The organism is Caballeronia zhejiangensis (genome assembly GCF_022879815.1).
GTDB lineage: Bacteria > Pseudomonadota > Gammaproteobacteria > Burkholderiales > Burkholderiaceae > Caballeronia > Caballeronia zhejiangensis.
This window is the reverse complement of record NZ_CP084283.1, coordinates 508831-530788: the sequence shown is the minus strand read 5'-3', so window position 1 is coordinate 530788 and position 21958 is coordinate 508831. Positions and strand designations below refer to the sequence as shown.

The 21958-nt window shown below is 62.8% G+C and carries 19 protein-coding genes; 9 read left to right on the top strand and 10 right to left on the bottom strand.

Going from position 1 to position 21958, the window contains the following annotated elements; genetic code table 11:
- Window positions 1-22: 22 nt before the first annotated feature.
- Window positions 23-1309 carry a fumarylacetoacetase gene (gene fahA, locus LDZ23_RS02495; protein ID WP_244807729.1) on the bottom strand — a complete coding sequence of 429 codons (1287 nt, stop codon included), beginning with the start codon at window positions 1307-1309 and terminating at the stop codon, window positions 23-25.
- Window positions 1306-2643 (bottom strand): homogentisate 1,2-dioxygenase, encoded by a 1338-nt coding sequence (gene hmgA, locus LDZ23_RS02490; protein ID WP_244807728.1) that lies wholly within the window; start codon window positions 2641-2643, stop codon window positions 1306-1308. The genes fahA and hmgA overlap by 4 nt, the downstream gene beginning before the upstream one ends.
- A 252-nt stretch (window positions 2644-2895) precedes the next feature.
- On the opposite strand from hmgA, the gene LDZ23_RS02485 reads away from it, so the two are divergent.
- The 4 genes from LDZ23_RS02485 to LDZ23_RS02470 all read left to right on the top strand — a co-directional run bounded on the left by LDZ23_RS02485 (window position 2896) and on the right by LDZ23_RS02470 (window position 9527).
- Window positions 2896-3720: an EAL domain-containing protein gene (locus LDZ23_RS02485; protein WP_244808101.1), complete on the top strand. Its 825-nt coding sequence runs from the start codon at window positions 2896-2898 to the stop codon at window positions 3718-3720.
- Between the two features lie 1038 nt (window positions 3721-4758).
- Window positions 4759-6138 carry a D-arabinitol 4-dehydrogenase gene (gene dalD, locus LDZ23_RS02480; protein ID WP_244807727.1) on the top strand — a complete coding sequence of 460 codons (1380 nt, stop codon included), beginning with the start codon at window positions 4759-4761 and terminating at the stop codon, window positions 6136-6138.
- 199 nt (window positions 6139-6337) lie between these two features.
- Window positions 6338-7819, top strand: a complete 1482-nt coding sequence (gene xylB, locus LDZ23_RS02475) for a xylulokinase (protein ID WP_034474392.1) — start codon at window positions 6338-6340, stop codon at window positions 7817-7819.
- A 760-nt stretch (window positions 7820-8579) separates the two neighbouring features.
- Window positions 8580-9527 (top strand): sugar-binding transcriptional regulator, encoded by a 948-nt coding sequence (locus tag LDZ23_RS02470; protein WP_008351245.1) that lies wholly within the window; start codon window positions 8580-8582, stop codon window positions 9525-9527.
- A gap of 4 nt (window positions 9528-9531) precedes the next feature.
- Here the strand turns inward: LDZ23_RS02470 and LDZ23_RS02465 are convergent, their stop codons facing one another.
- Window positions 9532-10383 (bottom strand): MOSC domain-containing protein, encoded by an 852-nt coding sequence (locus tag LDZ23_RS02465; RefSeq protein ID WP_244807726.1) that lies wholly within the window; start codon window positions 10381-10383, stop codon window positions 9532-9534.
- An 85-nt stretch (window positions 10384-10468) separates the two neighbouring features.
- Complete coding sequence (locus LDZ23_RS02460; RefSeq protein WP_244807725.1) at window positions 10469-11335, bottom strand: glycosyltransferase family protein; 867 nt, start codon at window positions 11333-11335, stop codon at window positions 10469-10471.
- A gap of 258 nt (window positions 11336-11593) precedes the next feature.
- Between LDZ23_RS02460 and LDZ23_RS02455 the strand changes: the two genes are divergently transcribed.
- Entirely contained in the window at window positions 11594-12028 is a 435-nt protein-coding gene (locus tag LDZ23_RS02455; protein ID WP_342346276.1) for a glycosyltransferase family 2 protein, read from the top strand.
- A 303-nt stretch (window positions 12029-12331) separates the two neighbouring features.
- Here LDZ23_RS02455 and LDZ23_RS02450 read toward each other — a convergent pair whose 3' ends face one another.
- From LDZ23_RS02450 to LDZ23_RS02425, 6 genes are all read right to left on the bottom strand, one after another.
- Window positions 12332-13468, bottom strand: coding sequence for an ABC transporter ATP-binding protein (locus LDZ23_RS02450; protein ID WP_008351252.1), 1137 nt, complete (start codon window positions 13466-13468; stop codon window positions 12332-12334).
- A gap of 46 nt (window positions 13469-13514) precedes the next feature.
- Window positions 13515-14228 carry an HAD family hydrolase gene (locus LDZ23_RS02445; RefSeq protein WP_244807723.1) on the bottom strand — a complete coding sequence of 238 codons (714 nt, stop codon included), beginning with the start codon at window positions 14226-14228 and terminating at the stop codon, window positions 13515-13517.
- A 10-nt stretch (window positions 14229-14238) separates the two neighbouring features.
- A complete protein-coding gene (locus LDZ23_RS02440; RefSeq protein ID WP_008351255.1) occupies window positions 14239-15090 on the bottom strand; it encodes a carbohydrate ABC transporter permease in 852 nt (283 codons plus the stop codon).
- The gene (locus LDZ23_RS02435) at window positions 15087-16025 is read right to left on the bottom strand and encodes a carbohydrate ABC transporter permease (RefSeq protein WP_008351256.1); all 939 of its coding nucleotides are present in this window, start codon (window positions 16023-16025) and stop codon (window positions 15087-15089) included. Before LDZ23_RS02435 ends, LDZ23_RS02440 begins: the two co-directional genes overlap by 4 nt.
- Window positions 16026-16088: 63 nt before the next feature.
- Window positions 16089-17456, bottom strand: coding sequence for an ABC transporter substrate-binding protein (locus LDZ23_RS02430; RefSeq protein ID WP_008351257.1), 1368 nt, complete (start codon window positions 17454-17456; stop codon window positions 16089-16091).
- Window positions 17457-17689: 233 nt separating this feature from the next.
- Entirely contained in the window at window positions 17690-18463 is a 774-nt protein-coding gene (locus LDZ23_RS02425; protein ID WP_244807722.1) for an L-iditol 2-dehydrogenase, read from the bottom strand.
- Window positions 18464-18796: 333 nt separating this feature from the next.
- On the opposite strand from LDZ23_RS02425, the gene LDZ23_RS02420 reads away from it, so the two are divergent.
- Genes LDZ23_RS02420 through LDZ23_RS02405 form a run of 4 tightly spaced genes read left to right on the top strand, consistent with a single transcriptional unit; the run spans window position 18797 to window position 21852 of the window.
- The gene (locus LDZ23_RS02420; RefSeq protein WP_008351259.1) at window positions 18797-19255 is read left to right on the top strand and encodes a Fur family transcriptional regulator; all 459 of its coding nucleotides are present in this window, start codon (window positions 18797-18799) and stop codon (window positions 19253-19255) included.
- 40 nt (window positions 19256-19295) lie between these two features.
- On the top strand, window positions 19296-20177 hold the full coding sequence (locus tag LDZ23_RS02415; RefSeq protein WP_008351260.1) for a metal ABC transporter solute-binding protein: 882 nt from the start codon (window positions 19296-19298) through the stop codon (window positions 20175-20177).
- A complete protein-coding gene (locus LDZ23_RS02410) occupies window positions 20174-21055 on the top strand; it encodes a metal ABC transporter ATP-binding protein (protein WP_008351261.1) in 882 nt (293 codons plus the stop codon). The genes LDZ23_RS02415 and LDZ23_RS02410 overlap by 4 nt, the downstream gene beginning before the upstream one ends.
- Window positions 21056-21063: 8 nt before the next feature.
- Window positions 21064-21852, top strand: coding sequence for a metal ABC transporter permease (locus LDZ23_RS02405; RefSeq protein ID WP_175979860.1), 789 nt, complete (start codon window positions 21064-21066; stop codon window positions 21850-21852).
- The last annotated feature ends 106 nt before the right edge of the window (window positions 21853-21958 follow it).

Here is a 21958-nt window from a genome sequence, read left to right as displayed (position 1 = left end):
CGCAACGACCGGCCGCGGTGTTTCACCCGCGCGCCGGCAAAATCCGCCCCGCGCATTCGCCGAAGCCCACGCGATATCCCTCGCCCTGGCACCATCCGCGCAGGGTGATTTCATCGCCGTCCTGTAGAAACGCGCACTCGCCGCCCTCTTCCAGCTTCACGGGCCGCTGGCCGTTCCAGGTGCTTTCGAGCAGGCTGCCGCACGAATCCGGCGTCGGCCCGCTTATCGTGCCCGATCCCATCAGATCGCCGACGCGCGTATTGCATCCGCCAACCGTGTGATGCGCGAGTTGCTGCGCCATCGACCAGTACATCAGCTTGAAGTTGGTGCGTGAAATGGTCGTCGGCGTGTGCGCGCCTTCCGGACGCAGCGTGACTTCCAGTTCGATATCGAACGCGTGATCGCCTTCGTGACGCAGATACGCGAGCGGTTGCGGATCCTGCGCGGGCGTCGCGGTGCGAAACGGTTCGAGCGCATCGAGCGTGACGATCCACGGCGAGATCGTCGTCGCGAAGCCCTTCGAGTTGAACGGGCCGAGCGGCACGTACTCCCATTGCTGGATATCGCGCGCGCTCCAGTCGTTGAGCAGCACCATGCCGAAGATATGCGCCTCCGCGTCCTCACACGCGATCGGCTCGCCGAGCGCATTGCCGCGCCCGATGATGAAGCCCGTCTCCAGTTCGATATCGAGCTTGCGGCACGCGCTGAAGATCGGGCGCTCTTCGTTCGGCAGCTTGATCTGACCGTTCGGGCGGCGCACGGGCGTGCCGCTCACGACCACCGACGACGCGCGCCCGTTATAGCCGACCGGCAATTCCGACCAGTTCGGCAGAAGCGCGTTCTTCGGATCGCGGAACATCGAGCCGACGTTCGTCGCGTGCTCCTTCGACGAATAAAAATCCGTGTAGCCAGGAATCTCGACCGGCAGATGCATCGTCGCATCGGAGCGCGGCACGAGCGCGCGGCGGCGCAAGGCTTCGTCGTCGCGCAACGTCGCATTGCCGTGCGCGAGCAACGCGGACAGCGCGATACGCACGCCTCGCCACGTCTCGCGTCCGAGCGCGATGAAGTCGTTCAGGCGCGATGCGTGGAACGTGCCGCGCGCATCGATCAGACGCGCGTCTTCGAGCACGGCGAGATCGGCGATCCAGTCGCCTATCGCGACGCCCGCGCGCGGCTGCGCGTTCACCGCGTCGCTGAATATGCCGAACGGCAGGTTCTGAATCGGGAAGTCGCTCGCGGGATCGTTCGCGGATTCGATCCAGCTCTTCAAAGTGGGCGCGAGTGTGGCCTTCAGCGCGTCGATCATCGTTGCTCCGGGTTGAAGTGTTTCGTGAGACCTTGCCAGCACTCGTAATAATTCGCCTGCAACTGCGCGGTTTCGAGCGCGAACTGAGTCGGCTTGATGAGCGTGCGCGTCTCGAACATGAAGGCCATCGTGGCGTCGACTTTCGCGGGCTTCGACGTATCGCTCTTCGATGCCTTCTCGAACGTTTCCGCATCCGGCCCGTGCCCCGACATGCAGTTGTGCAGGCTCGCGCCGCCGGGCACGAAGCCTTCGGCCTTCGCGTCGTAGACGCCGTGCACGAGTCCCATGAACTCGCTCGCGACATTGCGATGAAACCACGGCGGCCGGAACGTATCTTCCGCGGCGAGCCAGCGCGGCGGGAAGATCACGAAGTCGATGGAATCGACGCCCGGCGTGTCGCTCGGCGATTGAAGCACGAGAAAGATCGACGGATCCGGATGGTCGTAGCTGATCGAGCCGATGGTGTTGAAGTGGCGCAGATCGTACTTGTACGGCGCGTAATTGCCGTGCCACGCGACGACATCGAGCGGCGAATGACCGATGTCCGCGCGCCAAAGCACGCCGTTCATCTTCGTGACGAGTTCGAACCTGCCTTCGCGGTCTTCATACGCGGCGTTCGGCGTGAGGAAGTCGCGCGGATTCGCCAGCCCGTTCGAGCCGATCGGACCGAGATCGGGCAATTGCAGCAGCGCGCCGAAGTTTTCGCAGATGTAGCCGCGCGCTTCGCCATCGGGCAGCGTCACCGAAAAGCGCACGCCGCGCGGAATCACCGCGATTTCGTGCGGCTCGATATCGAGCTTGCCGAGTTCCGTGAAGATCGCGAGACGTCCCTGCTGCGGCACGATCAGCAATTCGCCGTCGGCGTTGTAGAAGAAGCGGTCCTGCATCGAGCGGTTCGCGGCGTAGAGATGGATCGCGCAACCGGACATCGATTCCGCGGCGCCGTTGCCGACCATCGTCACCCAGCCGTCGATGAAATCGGTCGGCGCGGCGGGCATCGGCAGCGGATCCCAGCGCAACTGGTTCGGCGGCGTCGGCGGAACATCGGCGAAATTGGCCACGAGTTTGGCGCGCAGCATGTCGGCGGGAATGCGCGTGAACGGCTTGTGCACGGCCGCCGGACGTATCCGATAGAGCCACGAACGGCGATTGTGCGCGCGCGGCGCGGTGAACGCGGTGCCCGAAAGCTGCTCGGCGTACAGGCCGTAAGCGGCGCGTTGCGGCGAGTTGCGGCCGATCGGCAACGCGCCCGGCAGCGCCTCCGTGGCGAAGTCGTTGGCGAAACCCGATTGATAGTGCTGGTTCGCGTCCGTGTGCGTCTCGAACGTTGGCATGGTCGGAATCCTCGACGAAAAGTGCAACGGTTCAGGCGACGGCGCCGTGCGCGGCATGTCGTCGCTGCAATTTACGGATGGTAAAACCAATTACGATTAGTGAAATTCATCGTATACCCTTAATCGACGGGCCTCGCCGCGCATATCAATATGTGAATTTGGTGCTGGACGTGGCGTTGCGCGCTGATACCATCGACCATTCGAATGAAAATTGCCCGGTACGGCACGCCTCACGAACTCGACGCTCCATCCATGATCGCCCCGTCCTTGCCTGAACTCGTCGCCCGCGCCGCGGAAAATCCGTTTCTTGGCGCGCATGTCGTGCTTGGCGAGAACGAGCACGCCGGTCAGGCGATCGCGCACTACCGCGATTTGTGCATTTCGAGCGCCTACGAGCCGATCTTCGATGTCGGCACGCACAGCTTTCCGCAGACTTTGAGCGCATCGCCGGAGAGCGCGGAGCGTTTCGGCGATGAACTCGGCGTGCAGGCGTTGACGCTCATTCAGGGCGATGCGCCGCGCGATCCGTTCGGACAACTGGAAGACGATCGCGAGCTGGTCGTGCTGGACCGGCTGTCGCGCGCGCTGCATGCGTTCAATTTCTTCGGGCCGCATCGGCCGGGGCTTTTGTTTCTGCGCGTGCATGAGCGGCTATTGAAGAGCGTGAAGTATGACCACGGACTGCACTTCTCTTCCGTCCTGATGGAGTTCGGGATGAACCCGTCGCGGGTGGTGATCGAATTGCCTGCGGCGGCGGTCGCGCACAAGACGTTTCTTGGGTATCTCACGAAGAGCTATCAGCATTACGGATTCAAGGTCGCGGGGAATCTGCCGAATGCCGGGCAGATCATGGCAGTGTCGGATATGGCGCGGCTCGATTTCATCAAGATGGATGCGGCGCAGGCTTTACGGGACTCGGTGGTGAAGCATCTCGTGGCGTATGCACATCGGTTGAGGATTCCGCTCATCTTTTCGAATGTCTGCGATGAGGCGCAGTTCAATGCGCTTCAGCAGTTCGATGTGCATTTCGTGCAAGGACCGGTGTTTGATGCGCATCCGAGTTTGCATGCGCGGTGACGTGTTTTTTTCGGGGTCTTGGTTGTCGTTGGATCCCGTATTCGTGTCGGTCTATTAGCACTGCCCCTGTGCGGGGCGGCACTCACTTTCTTTGCTGCTGCAAAGAAAGTAAGCAAAGAAAGCAGCTTCCGATACGCCCGCGGTCACACGCAATTTGGGTAGTCCTCTCGTCCATCGTGGGCTGCCTAAAGAGTGCCCTCAAACACCTAATCGGGCTTGGATCGCGCACGGTCCGTCTCATCGCACCACACGCCAAACGGGTTCAGCACAAAATAGCTCCGGCCCGCTTCGCGGCCGACCGGTCAATCGGGGAGGCAGGCGCTTCGCTCCTAACATCTTTAGCACACTGCGCGCGCAAACCGATGGTTTCCCTTGCAGACCCAGCGGCAGCGCGTAGCGCTGTGCCGATGCTGTTTCGTGCTGAACTAGTGTCCTTGGAAAACTAGCTCGTCAGACCGTGCGCGATCCAAGCCCGATTAGGTGTTTGAGGGCACTCTTTAGGCGAGTGCCCCCTGTGACGAGAGGACTACCCAAATTGCGTGTGACCGCGGGCCTGAAAAGCTGCTTTCTTTGCCTACTTTCTTTGCAGCAGCAAAGAAAGTAGGTGCCGCCCCGCACAGGGGCAGTGCAAATAGACCGACGCGAAGACAGGATTTCATGAAGGCGCAGACCCACGCGCTGGGAAATCGGCTCGAACACCGCCCCCGATCCGAAGGCATCTGGCTCGCTTAGTGCCGAAAGCATCACCGCTACGGGTTATTCCCGATCTCCCGCTGCCGCATCGCTTGTTGCACTGCAACGCCGCTCGCGAGCGCTCCACCACTCGCCTTCCCAACGCTCAAAGGCGCGCGAATTGCGCCGCATTGCGGCAAACCCCACCCCACCTCGCGCCTTGACTTTCGCCGAACCGAATACGATCATTCGATCATCGAACGAGCAAATGTTCACTCAAACCGCCTTGACCGCCGCCGTCGTGGCGCCAAAGCGACCAGCCGCCCGCGAAGAACGGGCGCGCCGCCATTCAGAGGAAGAGACGACATGACGAACGAAGCCAACGTGATCCTGCACATCGGCGCCGGGTCTTTTCATCGCGCGCATCAGGCGTGGTATCTGCATCGACTGAACGAGTCGGGCGACAAAAGCTGGTCGCTCGCGGTCGGGAATATTCGCGGCGACATGAACGCCGTGCTCGATGCCCTCGCCGCGCAGAACGGCGAATACACGCTCGAAACGGTCACGCCGAAGGGCGAGCGCGAATACGAGACGATCCGGGCGATCAAAAAGGTCGTGCCGTGGTCCGCGGATCTCGCCGAACTCGTCGCCGTGGGCGCGGACCCGAAGACGAAGATCGTGTCGTTCACCGTCACCGAAGGTGGCTATTACCTCGACGAGCACGACAAGCTCGACACCGCGAACCCCGATCTCGCCGCCGACCTCAAGGGCGCAAAAACCACGATCTACGGCGCGCTCGCCGCGATCCTCGATGCGCGCATGAAGAATGGCGCGGGCCAGGTATCGCTGCAGAACTGCGACAACCTGCGCAGCAACGGCGACCGCTTCAAGGCGGGCATGCTCGAATTTCTCGAACGGCGCGGCGAGACCGCGCTGCGCGAGTGGATGATCGCGAACACGTCGTGTCCGAACGCGATGGTCGATCGCATCACGCCGCGCCCGACACCCGACGTCGCCGAACGCGTGAAGGCCGCGACCGGCTTCGACGACAAAGCGCCCGTGATGGGAGAAAAGTTCATCCAGTGGGTGATCGAAGACAGCTTCATCGCCGGGCGGCCCGCGTGGGAGCAGGTCGGCGCGGAGATGGTCGAATCGGTGCATCCGTATGAGGAGGCGAAAATCCGCATCCTCAATGCGAGCCATAGCTGCATTGCGTGGGCGGGCACGCTCGTCGGGCTGCAATACATTCACGAAGGCACGCAGGACATGGAAATCCGCGCGCTCGCCGACGCCTACGTCACCGACGACGTGATTCCCTGCCTCACGCCGAGCCCGATCGATCTCGAGAAATATCGCGATGTCGTGCTCGACCGCTTCAGCAATCCGTACATCAAGGACACGAACCAGCGCGTCGCGGCGGATGGCTTCTCGAAGCTGCCGGGCTTCATCGCGCCGACGCTCTCGGAATGCTTCGCGCGCAAGGTCGATCCCGATTCGACCGCGATCCTGCCTGCGCTCTTCTTCCGCTTTCTCGAACGCTGGCACGAGGGCAAGCTGCCGTATGCCTATCAGGATGGCGTGATGGATCCGGCGGTGGCGCACGGCTTCTTCACGTCGCCCGATCCGGTCAAGGCCTTCACGAGCGACAAGCTCCTGTGGGGCAGCATGGCGCAGACCGAAGGCCTCGAACGCGTGATGCGCAGCGCGATTGCGAAAGTCGATGCATGGCTCGCCAATCGGCCGTAGGCGGCAAGCGGCCATAAGCGGCCATAAGCCCGCTGTTATCGCCGCGTTAATGGCATCGCGAAACTGCAAGCCGCGCCGCTCGGGTAATGTGCTCATGGCGCGGCGTCGCGCGTGGCGTTAAATTAGCGCCTCCCGCCGATATGGCGTCCCGCCTGGTTTCTGACCAAGTTCGATTCCGGCAACGACAAAGGGTCCGTTCATGTACTTAGGCATCGACCTCGGCACCTCCGAAGTGAAAGTGCTGCTGCTCGCGAGCGACGGCAGCGTCGTCGGCACGGCCGGCACGCCGTTCACCGTTTCGCGTCCGAAGCCGCGCTGGTCGGAGCAGAATCCGCTCGACTGGTGGGAAGGCACGCGCGCCGCGCTCTTCAAGCTGCGCGAGAAATTCCCGGATGAGTTCGCGCAGGTGCGCGGCATCGGTCTGTCCGGTCAGATGCACGGCGCCGTGCTGCTCGATTCGCAGGACAAGGTGCTGCGTCCCGCGATCCTGTGGAACGACATGCGCAGCGACAAGGAATGCGCCGAGCTCTACGAGCGCGCGCCGAACTTGCACGAGATCGCCGGCAATCTGGCGATGCCTGGCTTCACCGCGCCGAAGCTGCTCTGGGTCGCGCACAACGAACCCGATGTCTTCCGTCAGACCGCGTGCGTGCTGTTGCCGAAGGATTATCTGCGGATGCATCTGACGGGCACGAAAGTGTCCGATCCATCCGATGCCGCGGGCACGCTCTGGCTCGATGTCGCGCGCCGCGACTGGTCCGACGAGTTGCTTGCCGCGTGCAGCATGTCGCGCCGGCAGATGCCGTCGCTCGCGGAAGGCAGCGCGCCCTCGGGCACCTTGCGGCCCGAGCTCGCGCGCGAATTCGGCTTGCGCGAAGGCGTGATCGTCGCGGCGGGCGGCGGCGACAATGCCGCGAGCGCGGTGGGCATCGGCGCGACCGATCCGGGCGATGGTTTTCTGTCGCTGGGCACATCGGGTGTGCTGTGCGTCATCGGCGATCGCTTTCGGCCGAACCCGGCTTCGGCCGTCCACGCGTTCTGTCACGCGATTCCGGATCGGTGGCATCAGATGAGCGTGGTGCTGTCGGCGGCAAGCTGTTTGCGCTGGGTGTGCAAGCTGACATCGACGGATGAGCCGACGCTGCTCGCGGAAATCGAATCTTTGCCTGTCGATGTTTTGTCGTCTGCGCCGTTGTTTTTGCCGTATCTGAGTGGTGAGCGCACGCCGCACAACGATCCGTATGCGCAGGGCGTGTTCTTCGGCATGACGCACGCGACCGATCGCGCGTTGCTCGGCTATTCGGTGCTCGAAGGCGTGACGCTCTCCTTGACCGATGGCCTCGATGCGCTTCAATCCGCGGGCACGCAGGCGCGCGCGCTATCGATGCTCGGGGGCGGTGCACGTAGCGCGTATTGGGCGCAGATGTTCGCCGATGCCTTCGATACCCCGACGCGCACGCACGGCGGCGGCGAGACCGGCGCGGCGCTCGGCGCGGCACGGCTCGGGTGGCTTGCGGCGGGCGGCGATCCGGCGACGGTGCTCGCGAAGCCCGAGATCAAGCAGGAATTCACGCCGAATTCCGAACGGCATGCGTTGCTGCGGCAGCGGTTGAAGGGGTTTCGGGAGCTGTATCAGCATGTGAGGCCGTTGTTCGATTCGGCGCGGCCGCGGTTGGCTTGATTTTGTATTGGTATTGAGCTTCTATGAAGCGTGTGGGCGGTGCGGGGTTTGGCGCTTTGTTTCTCTTCGCCGGATCCCGTTGTCGTGTCGGTCTATTAGCGTTGCCCCTGTGCGGGGCGGCAGTCACTTTCTTTGCTGCTGCAAAGAAAGTAACCAAAGAAAGCAGCTCGACACGCCCGCGGTCACACGCAATTTGGGTAGTTCTCTCGTCCTCGGTGGCACTCGCCTAAGTGTCGCCCTCAAAGGACCAATCGGGCTTGGATCGCGCACGGTCTGACGAGCTAGTTTTAGATGGCCGCTGGTTCAGCACGAAAGAGCTTCGGCACAGCGCTACGCGCTGCCGTTGGGTATGCAAGGGAAACCAAAGGGCGGCGATTGCAGTGAGATGGAGACGTTAGTAGAGAAGCACGCGCGGACCCGATTGACCGGTCGGCCGCGAAGCGGGCCGGAGCTATTTGGTGCTGAACCAGTTTGGTGTGTGGTGCGATGAGACAGACCGTGCGCGAGCCAAGCCCGATGGGGCCTATGAGGGCACTCTTTAGGCAGCCCACGATGGACGAGAGGACTACCCAAATTGCGTGTGACCGCGGGCGTATCGGAAGCTGCTTTCTTTGCTTACTTTCTTTGCAGCAGCAAAGAAAGTGAGTGCCGCCCCGCACAGGGGCAGTGCTAATAGACCGACACGTAATCAGGATTCCACGACAAACACCCTCGCCAGAAAGCGAAAATCAAAAACCAAGAACCGAAAACCAAACCCCCAGTGCCCAAATCCACTGAAAAACTCGATCTCGCAACGCGCGCAGCGTGGCTCTACTACGTCGCCGGCAACACCCAAAACGAGATCGCCGAAAAGCTCCAGATCTCGCGTCCGGTGGCGCAGCGCCTCGTCGCCTTCGCGGTCGAAAAAAACCTGATCCGCGTGCGCGTCGATCACCGCATCGCCGATTGTCTTTCGCTCGCCAAAGCGCTGAGCGACCGCTACGGCCTCGCGATGTGCGAAGTCGTGCCCATCGACGGCGATGCGCCCGAACAGGTCGACCGCAAGCTCGCCGTCGCCGGCGCGCAGGTCATGGAGCGCTATCTGCTCGAAGAAAAGCCGCTCGTCGTGTCCATCGGCAGCGGGCGCACGCTGAAAGCCTGCGTCGCGCAGATCGGGCAGATCGACCGGCCGCAGCATCGTTTCGTGTCGATGGTCGGCGCAATCGCGCAGGACGGCTCGTCGAATCGTTACGACGTCGCGCAGCAGCTTTCGGAAAAGACCGGCGGCAAGCACTTCATGCTGCCCGCGCCGCTCATGGCAGATAACGTCGCCGAGCGCGCGCAGTGGGTCAATCACCGGCTGTATCGCATCGTCGGCGAACTCGCGCAGAAGGCGGACGTGGCGTTCGTCGGCATCGGCAACGTGGGCGTGAATTGCCCGCTGCACGAGGACGGCTTCATCACGCGCGCGGAAGTCGATGAAATGATGTCGGCAGGCGCGGTCGCCGAATGGCTCGGCCTGCCGATCGATGCAGACGGCCGCCGCGTGCAATCGAAGACCGGCGCGCGCGCGACGAGCCTCGCGCTCGACTCGCCGCCCAAACGTCCGACCATCGGCTTCGCGGGCGGCGAGCGCAAGCGCGAAGCACTGGTCGCGGCGTTGAAGGGAAAGTGGCTGTCGGGACTCGTCACCGATGAACTGTGCGCGAAGGCCGCGCTCGAAGCCTGACGGCTCAGAAGTCGATTTCCGCTTCCACTTCCTGTCCGATCTCCAGCGCAACGCCCTCGCCTTCCAGAACGATCGCGTTCTTGCCGAAGGTGAGCGCGCCGTCGAACTGGTCGCTGCCACGGTACGCGCTCATCGTGTCGAGCGGTTCGTGCGGCCATGCCGGGTTCGGCGCGCCCGTCGCCTGATCGATCGACGGAATCGGACAGCGCGTGCAGAGCTTCACGAGCCGCAATTGCGCATCGCCGATCCGCATTTCGCCGACGTAGTCCTCTCCGTAAGCATCGAGTCCGCCGATCACGAGGTTCGGGCGGAAGCGATTCGCCGCGATGCCCGGCGCGCCTTTGGCCGACAGCCGCGCGTTGAGATCGTCGAGCGATGCCTGACCGACGACCAGCAACGGAAACTGATCCGCGAAACGCGTGTGCGTGGATTGCGGCGCGGTCCATTTATCGCTGACATCGCGGCGGGATGCCGGTGCGAATCGCGTGAGCCGCGCGGATACGCCGAGGAACGTGCTGAACCAGTGCGCGGCTTGTTCGCCCGCGTCGAGCGCATCGACGGTGTCGCGCCAGACGGTCGCGCGAATCGGCTTCGCATCGGCGAGCGCTTCGGCGCGCAAGGGCGTGCGCAGGGTCGGCATGCCGGGCGCGTCGATGACGAGATCATCGGCATCGAACGCGGTGCGGACCAGCGCCATGCGCGGATGCGAGCGTTGCGTGAACATGGCGCCGGCGGTGTCGATCACCATCCAGTGGCGGTCGTATTCGAGGCCGGTCTCGAAGAGCGTCGCGCGGCGCAGTGAAATGCCCGCGCAGGACTTGATCGGATAGACGAAGATTTCGTTCAGGACGGGCATGGCGGTATGGGGGTTCGGCGCCGGTCATCGGATGTGGCCGGTCGAAAGCCGAGATTATCGCGCATCGCCCGATACGGGTACGGTTTTACGACGCCCTCATCATCGCTGCGGCAAGTTCCAGCCCTAGCTTGTATTCGGGCGAACGCGGGCCGGCTTCGATGAGCGCATCGATCCTGTTCGTGTCGAGATTGGCATCGCCGGCGAAGAGCAGCCTGCGGATGGCGCCGATCGCCAGGCCGACTGTCTGATCGATGACGGGCGCGTCGAGTGCATCGTACGAAATCGTCGTTGCGCTCATGTATTCCGGCGTTGCGAGGAACGGAACGACCAGCTGGCCGGACAGCCCGTCGAAGTGCAGCCAATGCCTGAAAAGCATGTCGACCGGCACGGCCTGGTCTTCCGACGCTGAATACAGCGTACGAAGTTTCTGCTTTCCCTTCGGCGTGACAACGTACGCCGCCGCACAAAACGCGTAGGTTGCCCTCGCGTCGAACAAACTGACATTGTCGAAATAGTGACGGCCATCGCCGAGCAATTGCGGATTCGCGCGGCCGTTCATGCGCTTCTCCGCCTCCAGCAGCAGAAGGGACACGCGGTCGAATACGGGTGCGCAATCGAGGAACATCAGGTCGAGGTCGGGATTGTTGCCGATGTGCGCCGCGAGTATGCGATCGTTGATGAGCGTCGGAAAGAGCGGGCTCAGTTCCACGTCGTCTTCCAGCACGACGGTGGCGGTGTCGGCGGAGGAGTTGAGGATTACCCGTTCGTGCGATTGCCGACATGCCCAGACGCAGTTCTTGCCCGCGTTGTCGAACGGTCCTTGGGCGATGCCGTCAACCGCGGCGAAACGCACGATTCGATCCTGATAGCCGATGCTCGCCAGTTGCGTCTCCATCGACTTGCGCCGATCCTGACTCCGATCCAGATTGATGAAATAGCCGTCGAAACGCACTGCTTCTCCTTGTCGCGTCAGGTGCATAAATGTGCACGACATGCTAGCGGCTCGCTGTCGTGATTTGATTAGGAGGAAGCCGAGAGAAACAAGGATTTGACGCGGATCATCGATTTGCAGGCAACTCAAATGATTAATCGATGCGCTGGTTCCTTTTGAGCGACATTGGGACGTAAGCTACGCGCCGACTTTATTCCTTCACTATTAGTAATGCCAAAAATATCAATCGTCGTTCCAACCTATAACACCTAATCGCATATCGTCGAAACGTTGAAATCGTTGCTCAATCAGGACGCCGACTTCGAAATCCTCGTTCTCGACGACGCCAGCACCGACGACACGCTCTCACTCGTTCGAAGCCTGAACGACGAGCGCATCCGCATCTTCCCGCTCGAGCACAATCAGGGCCGCCCTGCCAACGCCAATCGCGGTTTCGATCTGTGCCGGGGCGAATACATCGCGCGCATCGATCACGACGATCTGGCCGAACCGGGGCGTCTCCGAAAACAGGCAGATTTTCTCGATGCGAATCCGGATGTGACCGTGGTCGGCTCTCAGATCAGGCTCTTTGGCGACGAAGAATCCATAACCGACTTTCCGCTCGACGATGCGACCATCAAAGGCCGCTTTCTTCTCGGAGCGGCTTATCTAGCCAATCCGAGCACCATGTTCCGGCGCGCGTTCATTCATTAACACGCTATCCGCTACGACCCGAATCTCGATATCGTCGATGCCCTGATCAAGCTGCACCGATCCGTAGGCGTTGCCATCTCCGATATCGATATGACTTGGGGCGCAAGCCGCGTCGAGCTCGAAGGCCGGTTGCTGGGAATGCTCGACGAAGTCGTAAAGGCCCGCGAGCAAGTCTATCCGCGCAGTCCGGAGCACATTGCGCTTTGCACCGAAGCCCTTTGGGAAGGTGTCAGGTCGAATAACGCGGCATAAAACGAAAAAGCGCGGTCCCGACGAACCGCGCCCGCAACACCCGAGGAACGCTCAAGCCGCCGTCGCGTGCTCCCGCAGCCACGAATCGACCACCTTGCGCGTAAACGCCTGCCCTTCCGCGTTGAACAGATGACAATGCTCAGGCGACGCGCCGAGCTTCAGCTTCTCGCCACGCGCGTGCTTCTCCAGCGGCGGAATGCGCGAGATCAATCCATCCGGCGCGACTTCGGTTTCCGCGTACAGATATGCCGCATCGCCGAGCGTCTCGACGGTCATCGCCGTCGCGGAGAGACCGTAATCGCCCGCTTCCGGCGAATTCGGCTGCAGATGCTCCGGACGAACGCCGACCGTCACCGCATCGCCCGGCTTCGCATTGCCCGGCAGCACGCCGACGAGTTGCGTCTCGCCCGTCGCGTACTTCACGAGGACGCCGTCGTTTTGCACCGCGGCGACGGTGCCCGACAAAAAGTTCATCTTCGGCGAGCCGATGAAGCCCGCCACGAACCGGTTCGCCGGCGCGTGATAAAGCGTGTTCGGCGTGCCGACCTGCTCGATGTTCCCCGCCGACAGCACCACGATCTTGTCCGCGAGCGTCATCGCTTCGACCTGATCGTGCGTCACGTAGATCATCGTCGTCTTGAGATCGTCGTGCAGGCGCGCGAATTCCAGGCGCATCTTCACGCGCAGCGCGGCGTCGAGGTTCGAGAGCGGCTCGTCGAAGAGGAACACCTTCGGCTTGCGCGTGATCGCGCGCCCGATCGCGACGCGCTGACGCTGGCCGCCCGAAAGCTGCTTGGGCTTCCGATCGAGCAGATGATCGATGTGCAGAATCTTCGCGGCGTTCTTCACGGCGGCGTCGATCGCGGGCTTCTTCTCGCCCGCGAGCTTGAGGCCGAACGCCATGTTGTCGTACAGCGTCATGTGCGGATAAAGCGCGTACGACTGGAACACCATCGCGATGCCGCGCTTCGCGGGCGCGAGCTCATTCACGCGCGCATTGTCGATCATCAGGTCGCCGCCGCTGATGTCTTCGAGGCCGGCGATCATCCGCATCAACGTCGACTTGCCGCAGCCCGACGGGCCCACGAACACGACGAACTCGCCGTCGTTGATATCGAGGTTGATGTTGCGCATCACCTCGGTTTCTTCATAACGCTTGCTGATGTTGCGAAGTGTCAGGCTAGCCATGGTGTGTGTCTCCAGTCTTCATTGGCGATGCGATGAAACGCCATCGCTATCTGAGTTCGAACGTCGCGTTCTGCACCCATTGCTCGACGAGCGCAGGCAGTCGCGTCATGTCGTCGAATACCGCCTGCGCGCCCGCTTTTTCGAGCGCGCCGATCTGCCCTTCGGTCGCGTGTCCGCCGCCGATGAAGCCGAGCACCGGCATGCCCGCCGCGCGCGCCGCCGTCACGCCGGTCACGCTGTCTTCGACGACGAGGCAGCGCAGCGGATCGATGCGCATCGCGCGCGCCGCCGCGAGATACACGTCCGGCGCGGGCTTCGGATTCGCGACCATGTCCGCGCAGAAACGCCGCTCGCCGAAAAAGCGCAGCAGACCCGTGCGCTGCAGCACGGCATCGACATACGTCGAGAAGCTGTTGCTCGCGCACGCCTTCGTGAAGGGCACGGCCGCGAGCGCCTCGGCGATGCCCGGCACGGTCGGCGCCTGCATCGCCGCGGCTTCGACGGCCCGCCGGATGGCGACGACCTGATCGTGCGTCAGCGTCCGGTTCACCGTATCGGCGGCGCTGGCGAGCACGGCCTCGATGCGCAGGCCGAGCAGCGGCATCACGACCGGCTCGACATCGACGCCCGGCCACAGCGCCTGCAACTCGGCGACGAGCACGCGCGCCGCCACCGTTTCGCTGTCGATCAGCACGCCGTCGCAATCGCAGATCAGCAGGCGATCTTCGAGATTGGCGTCTCGGGATGGAGTGAGATTCACGAGTGCATCCTCACTTCACCGCGCCAAACGTAAGGCCGCGCACCAGTTGCTTCTGCGAGACCCAGCCGACGATCAGAATCGGCGCGACCGCGAGCAACGAAGCCGCCGAGAGCTTGGCCCAGAACAAGCCTTCCGGACTCGAATACGACGCGATGAACACCGTCAGCGGCGCCGCGTTCGAGCTCGACAGGTTGATGCTCCAGAACGCCTCGTTCCACGACAGGATGATGAGCAAGAGCCCCGTCGATGCGAGACCGGGCAACGCCATCGGCATCAGCAGATAGACGATTTCCTGCCACGTCGTCGCGCCGTCGATGCGGCCCGCTTCCAGAATGTCCTTCGGCACTTCGTTGAAGTACGTGTAGGCCATCCATACGGCGATCGGCAGATTGATGAGCGTGTACACGATCACGAGGCCGGACACGGTATCGAGCAGGCCCGTGTTCTTCCACAGCAGATAGATCGGCACGAGCACGCCGACCGACGGCATCATCTTCGTCGACAGCATCCACAGCAGCACCGACTGCGTCTTCTTGGTCGGAAAGAAGGCCATCGCGTAGGCGCACGGCACGGCGAGGATCAGGCAGAGCACCGTGACGCCGACCGAGATCAGCACCGAATTCCACGCGAAACCGAAGTAATTGCTGCGCGCGAACACTTCGCGGAAGCTCTCCAGCGTCGGCGTGAAGAACAGCGACGAGGAATACGCCTGCTGCTCGGTCTTGAACGCGGTGATCGTCATCCAGAAGATCGGGAAGAACAGCAGGATCGACACGATCCACGCGACGATGCCAGGCACGATGTTCTTCGCATGGCCGAGCGCGGAAGTCCGCGGCGGAACATTGACCGATTGCGTGCTCATGACTCGTACTCCCCTTTGAGGTTCTTCGCGAGCATTCTCACGAGGAAGAACGCGACGATGTTGGCGAGAATCACCGCGAGAATGCCGCCCGCCGATGCAAGGCCGACGTCGAACTGCTGCAGGCCGAGCGCGTAGATCAGGTACGACAGATTCGTCGTCGCGGTGCCGGGACCGCCGCCCGTCGTCGTATAGATTTCCGCGAAAATCGACAGCAGGAAGATGGTTTCCATCATCACGACCACGGCCACCGCGCGCTTCAAATGCGGCAGCGTGATGAAGAAGAACATCGCGAACGGACCCGCGCCGTCGATGCGCGCCGCTTCCTTCTGCTCCTGATCGAGCGACTGGATCGCCGTGAAGAGAATCAGGAAGGCGAACGGCAGCCACTGCCACGCGACGATCACGATGACCGCGAAAAGCGGATAGTCGGCGAACCAGTCGATCGGTTGCATGCCCATCGAGCGCATCAGGCTGGCGATCAGGCCGTACACCGGATGCAGGATCATGTTCTTCCAGATGAGCGCGGAGACCGTCGGCATCACGAAGAACGGCGCGATCACGAGCAGACGCGCGATGCCCTGTCCGAAGAACTTGCGATCGAACAGCACGGCGAGCAGCACGCCGCCTACGACCGTGATGACGAGCACCGACACGATCAGCGTCAGCGTATGTCCGATGGACGGCCCGAACGCGGGATCGGTGACGAGAAACTCGAAGTTGTCGAAGCCCGCGAAACCTTTGACATCGGGATTCAGCAGGTTGTAGCGCGAAAACGAGAACCAGATCGTCATCGCGAGCGGAATGGCCATCCACAGGAAGAGCAGTCCGGTCGACGGCGAGATCAGCCATCGCACCGACTTCGCGCGGCGCTTGTCGCGTTCGGCGGCGGACTCCTCCAGATGATGATCGGTGATGGGGGGATTCAGTTGACTCATCGTGTCACCTCTCGATGATGCTTCCCGGGCCGCATCAGGCGACGCGGCCCGTTACCACAGGAATTACTTCTGATAGCCCGCTTGCTTCACGGCGCGATCCGCCGCGGCATTCGCGGCCTTCAACGCCTGATCGACGCTCGTCTGTCCGGCGACGACGCCCGCGATCGACTGGCCGACCACCGTGCCGAACGACTGGAACTCCGGAATGCCGACGAACTGGATGCCGCTATACGGCACCTTGTGCAGCGTCGCATCGTTCGGATCGGCGGTTTCGATCGCCTTCAGCACGAAGTCGCCGAAGGGCGCGGCCTGCTTGTACTCGGGGCGCGCGTAGGTCGACTTGCGCGTGCCCGGCGGCACCGATGCCCAGCCTTCGTCCTTGCCGACCATCTCGATGTATTCCTTCGACGTCGCCCACGCGGCGAACTTCTTCGCGGCTTCCTGCTGCTTCGACGTCTTCGGGATCGCGAGCGACCACGACCACAGCCAGTGCGAGCCCTTCGGCGTGACGGCGACGGGCGCGGCGGCGAAGCCGATCTTGTCCGACACCTGCGATTGCGACTTGTTGTAGAGCATGCCTGCCGCGACCGTCGCATCGATCCACATCGCGCACTTGCCGGACGACATCAGCGTGAGGTTCTCGTTGAAGCCGTTCGAGCTCGCTCCCGGCGGGCCGTCGTTCTTCAGCAGATCGGCGTAGAAGCCGACTGCCTTCTTCCATTCGGGCGTGTCGAGCTGCGCCTGCCACTTCTCGTTGAACCACTCGCCGCCGAACGTGTTCACGACCGTCGACACGTACGCCATGTTCTCGCCCCAGCCCGCCTTGCCGCGCAGGCAGATGCCGTACTGGCCTTTGGACTTGTCGGTGAGCTTGTCGGCGAACTGCTTGATCTGGTCGTAGGTCGGCTGATCGGGCATCTTCAGTCCCGCGGCCTGGAACAGATCCTTGCGGTAGTACGTCATCGAACTTTCGACGTAGAACGGCAGCGCATACAGCACGCCGCCCGACGAGAGGCCGTCACGCGCGGTCTTCACGACATCGTCGAGATCGTAGTTGGCGGGCAGGCCGGTCATCGGCGAGAGCCAGCCGCGCTTGCCCCACTGCGGTGCTTCGTACGTGCCGATGGTGATGACGTCGAACTGGCCGCTGTTGGTCGTGATGTCGGTCGTGGCGCGCTGGCGCAGCACGTTCTCTTCGAGAATCACCCATTTCAGCTGGATGTCCGGATTGGCCTTTTCGAACGCCGGCGCGAGCTTCTTCAGCTCGATCATGTCCGGATTGTTCAGCGTCGCGATGGTGATGGTCGTCGCGGCATGCCCCGACAGCGGCACGAGCGCGGCCGCTGCAAGCGCGGCGGACAGCGCCGCGGTCGCGAACGGAGCGCGACGCGCGCGCGGTTGTGCTCGAACGATGCGTTGAGTGCGTTTCATTGAGTTCGTCTCCTTTTTGTTGGCACGGGCGCCGTGGTGGTCTCGCTGCATGACGCAAGCGCCGTGGATGCCGCTGCCTGCTTTTTGAGGGTGCGCGATCGTGGATCGCGTGGTTGCCGGGGTTATCCTTGTTGCCGCCCTTGCCTTCGCCGACTTGGCGCCATCGACTCGACGCCGTTTCACTATAGACGGTGCTTCCCGCGCTTCAAGCTGCGTGGCGCGCGTGCGGCGCGTCAGCTCATCCAGTTGCCGCCGTCGACATTGAGCGTCTGCGCGGTGATGTAATCCGAATCCGATGACGCCAGAAAGAGCGCCGCGCCCGTCAGATCGTCGGGCACGCCCATGCGTCCAAGCGGCACTTCTTCGCCGACGAGCCGTTTCTTCTCGCCGAGCGGACGATTCTCGTAACGCGCGAAGAGCGCGTCGACTTCCTTCCACATCGGTGTGTCGACGACGCCCGGCGCGATGCCGTTCACGTTGATGCGCTCTTTCGCGAGCGCGAGCGCCGCCGATTGCGTATAGCTGATGACCGCCGCCTTGGTCGCGCAGTAATGCGACACGAGCGCTTCGCCGCGCCGCCCGGCCTGCGATGACATATTGATGATCTTGCCGCCGCGCCCCTGCTCAACCATGCGCTGCGCGACCGCCTGCATCAGAAAGAACATCCCTTTGACGTTGACCGCGAAGAGGCGGTCATAGACGTCCCAGGATTCGTCGAGGATCGGGCGCACGTCGAAAAGCGCCGCGTTGTTGAAGAGAATGTCGATGCCGCCGAACCGTTCGACGGTGCGCGTCACGATGCGTGCGATGTCGTCGCGCTGAGTGACGTCGGCCTTCAGCGCGAGCACGCGGTCGGCCACGTCCGCGAAGCGCTGGGCCATGTCGTCTTCGTTCTTCACATCCACGACGACGACGTTCGCGCCTTCTTCCAGATAGCGCCGCGCAACTGCTTCGCCGATGCCGCTCGCGGCGCCCGTGATGATCGCGACCTTGTCTCTCAATCTCACCGATGTCTCCGATAGTTTTTTGTCCCTCGCGGCGAGCGAACGCTCCGCGAATGAACAATTGCTCTCTGTTTGATCGAATGATCGGCGCTGCGCGTGATCGTGTCAAGGTGTCAACACAGCTTTCGATGCTGCGACGCGCAAACATCGCAAAACCTCGGGAAAACCCCGTCCGGCAAGCGCGCGAGAGCAAAAGGCGTACCGCGGCCGCCGAAAATAAAGCGTGCGCGAATGTGCAACGGAACGTGATACGTTATATCATCGCCCAAACGTCCGACGAGCGGCCCTCGCTCGCGCTTCAACCTTTTGCAGCCACCTCTGCGTGGCCGATATCACATGACCGCATCCGTCGAAAACATGCTGGCGCGCGCCGAGGCGCTCGCTATCGAGCGCGGCGTCGCGCTGACGCCGCTGCGCCGTCAGGTCTACGAACTCGTGCTGAAGGCGCACAAGCCGATCGGCGCCTATGACCTCATCGACGCGATGGAGCCGCAACGCGGCGCGCGCGTGCCGCCGACCACGGTGTATCGCGCGCTGGAGTTTCTCGTCGATAACGGCTTCGTGCATCGCATCGAATCGAAGAACGCGTTCATCGCGTGTTGCGATGCCGGCAAGCCTCACGAGAGCCAGTTCCTCATCTGCGACGAATGCGGCGCGACGCTCGAAATTCAGGGCCGCGAACTCGCATCGTCGCTGTCGGCGAGCCCGCCCGCGCACGGCTTTCAGGTGCATCACCAGGTCGTGGAGTTGAGCGGGCTGTGCGCCGATTGCCAGCGAAAACATCGCGATGTCTGAATCGCCGCGTCTCAAGAACATCTCACTTGCAAGGAAATCGATGAAACTCGCGCACGTCCTGACCTGCTTCGCCCTCGCGCTCGGCTTTTGCAGCGCGGCATCGGCACAGACCGCGCGCGTGCCGGTCGTCGCGGCGGAGAACTTTTACGGCGACGTCATTCGCCAGCTCGGCGGCGATCACGTGCAGGTGACGAGCATCCTCAACAATCCGGACGAAGACCCGCATCTCTTCGAAGCCAGTCCCAAGACCGCGCGCGCGTTGCAGCACGCGGCGCTCGTCGTCTATAACGGCGCGGATTACGATCCGTGGATGGACAAGCTGCTCGCGGCATCCAAGAGCAATGGCAAGCGCACGGCGATCGTCGCGGCGAAGCTCGTCGGCAAGAAGGCCGGCGACAATCCGCACCTCTGGTACGACCCGGCGACGATGCCCGTCGTCGCGAAGGCGGTGAGCGCGTATCTCGTGAGCGCGGACCCGTCGCACAAGAGCGATTACGACGCGCGCCTCGCAGCGTTCCTCGATTCGATGAAACCGATCGACGCGACCGTCGCGCAGATGAAGTCGCATTACAAGGGCGTGCCCGTGACGGCGACCGAGCCGGTGTTCGGCTACATGGCCGATGCGATCGGCTTCGAGATGCGCAACCAGCGCTTCCAGCTCGCGTCGATGAACGAGACCGAGCCGAGTCCCGCCGACATCGCCGCGTTCGAGAAGGATCTGCGCGAGCGTCGCGTGCATGTGCTCATCTACAACAGCCAGGCGACGGGCGCGCTGACGAAGCGTCTGCTCGACATCGCGAAGGACGCGCATGTGCCGAGCATCAGCGTGACGGAGACTTTGCCCGCGAAGAAGACGTATCAGCAATGGATGCAGTCGCAGCTCGACTCGCTAGCGGGCGCCTTGCAAGGATGGCAGCGATGAATGCGACGATGCAGCCCGCGCTCGAAGTCGATCGCGTGACGCTCGCGCTCGGCGGGCGCGAGATTCTCAACGACGCGAGTTTCACGGTGAAGAACGGCGAGTTCATCGGCGTGCTCGGGCCGAACGGCGCGGGCAAGACCACGCTGATGCGCGCCCTGCTCGGACTCGTGCCTGTGAAGAGCGGGACGATTCGCGTGAATGGCGAAGCGGTCGTGCGCGGCAATCCGTCGATCGGCTATATGCCGCAGATACGCACGGGTCTCGCGAACCGGCGCGTGCTCGGCCGCGATTTCGTCGCGATGGCCGCGGATGGTCATCACTGGGGACTGCCGCATCGCAATGCCCGCATCCGTGCGGATGTCGAGCGCGTGCTGGAGCTCGTCGGCGCGCATCAGCTTGCTTCGCGTCCGTTGTCGGAGTTGTCGGGCGGCGAGCGCCAGCGTCTTTTGCTCGCGCAGTGTCTGCTCGGCAATCCGCGTCTGTTGTTGCTCGACGAGCCGCTGATCAGCCTCGATCCACGGCATCAGACGGGGGTCGTCGAACTCGTGCGGCGGGTGCAGCGCGAGTTGAACATCACCGTGCTGTTCTCGGCGCACGAACTCAATCCGCTGCTCAATTCGCTCGACCGCGTGCTTTATCTCGGCAGCGGGCGCGCGGCGCTCGGAACTGTCGATGAAGTCATTTCGAAGCCGGTGCTCTCGCGTCTGTACGGCTCGCCCATCGACGTGATGCGCGTGAACGGCCGCATCTTCGTGATGTCGGGCGATGTCGAAATCGACAAGCTCGATCACGCGCACGAGGAAGGCGGAGAGCACGAGCATGAACACGATCACGGCCATGAGCACGATCACGGCCACAGCCACAGTCACGTCAAATAGAAAGCGCAATGTTCGAATACGACTTCATGGTGAATGCATTCGCGGCGTCGGGGATCGTCGCGGTGCTGTCGGGGATCGTCGGGTATTTTCTCGTGCTGCGCGGACAGACCTTCGCGGGTCACGCGCTATCGCACGTCGGCTTTACCGGCGCGACGGGCGCGGTGCTGCTCGGCATGCCGCCGCTCTGGGGGATGGTCGGATTCACGCTCGCGGCGGGCGTCGGGATGGGTGCGCTCGGCGAGCGGCTCTCGGGCCGCGATGTGGCCATCGGTGTGATTCTTTCTCTCTCGCTCGGGTTCGGGTTGCTGTTTCTGCACTTCTTCACCGCGTATGCGACTCAGGCTACTGCCCTTCTGTTCGGCAACGTGCTTGGCGTGAGTCATGACACGCTGGTCGTGCTTGCCGGGCTCGCTGTCGTCAGCCTCGGTGCGCTTGCGGTCATCATGCGGCCTTTGTTGTTTGCGTCCTTGCAGCCGGAGCTCGCGGAGGCCAAGGGCGTGTCGTTGCGGCTCGTCTCCGTGATGTTTCTCGCGATCACCGCGCTGGCAGTCGCGGCTTGCACGCAGATCGTCGGGGTGCTGCTCGTTTTTGCGTTGATGGTCGGGCCCGCGGCGGCGGCGCAGAACGTCACGACGCGATTGTCGTCAGGGCTCGTGCTTGCGGCGCTGTTTGCACTCGCACAGGCTTGGGCTGGGCTTACGCTCGCCTTCTATACCGATTGGCCTACTAGTTTCTGGATCACTATGCTGGCTGCGGTTGTTTATGGGGCGAGCCTGTTGGGAAAGCGGGGGAATTGATTTCTTCGCTGGAGCCCGTGATCGCGTCGGTCTGTCAGCAATGCCGCCCCGCACAGGGGCAACGCTGATAGACCGACACGATCACGGGATCCGGCAACAAAAAGAA

Coding starts and splice junctions, on each gene's coding strand:
- fahA (WP_244807729.1), bottom strand. CDS start 1,309: ATGATCGACGCGCTGAAGGCCACACTCGCGCCCACTTTGAAGAGCTGG.
- LDZ23_RS02450 (WP_008351252.1), bottom strand. CDS start 13,468: ATGGCTAGCCTGACACTTCGCAACATCAGCAAGCGTTATGAAGAAACC.
- hmgA (WP_244807728.1), bottom strand. CDS start 2,643: ATGCCAACGTTCGAGACGCACACGGACGCGAACCAGCACTATCAATCG.
- LDZ23_RS02405 (WP_175979860.1), top strand. CDS start 21,064: ATGTTCGAATACGACTTCATGGTGAATGCATTCGCGGCGTCGGGGATC.
- LDZ23_RS02485 (WP_244808101.1), top strand. CDS start 2,896: ATGATCGCCCCGTCCTTGCCTGAACTCGTCGCCCGCGCCGCGGAAAAT.
- dalD (WP_244807727.1), top strand. CDS start 4,759: ATGACGAACGAAGCCAACGTGATCCTGCACATCGGCGCCGGGTCTTTT.
- LDZ23_RS02430 (WP_008351257.1), bottom strand. CDS start 17,456: ATGAAACGCACTCAACGCATCGTTCGAGCACAACCGCGCGCGCGTCGC.
- xylB (WP_034474392.1), top strand. CDS start 6,338: ATGTACTTAGGCATCGACCTCGGCACCTCCGAAGTGAAAGTGCTGCTG.
- LDZ23_RS02415 (WP_008351260.1), top strand. CDS start 19,296: ATGAAACTCGCGCACGTCCTGACCTGCTTCGCCCTCGCGCTCGGCTTT.
- LDZ23_RS02440 (WP_008351255.1), bottom strand. CDS start 15,090: ATGAGCACGCAATCGGTCAATGTTCCGCCGCGGACTTCCGCGCTCGGC.
- LDZ23_RS02410 (WP_008351261.1), top strand. CDS start 20,174: ATGAATGCGACGATGCAGCCCGCGCTCGAAGTCGATCGCGTGACGCTC.
- LDZ23_RS02465 (WP_244807726.1), bottom strand. CDS start 10,383: ATGCCCGTCCTGAACGAAATCTTCGTCTATCCGATCAAGTCCTGCGCG.
- LDZ23_RS02435 (WP_008351256.1), bottom strand. CDS start 16,025: ATGAGTCAACTGAATCCCCCCATCACCGATCATCATCTGGAGGAGTCC.
- LDZ23_RS02420 (WP_008351259.1), top strand. CDS start 18,797: ATGACCGCATCCGTCGAAAACATGCTGGCGCGCGCCGAGGCGCTCGCT.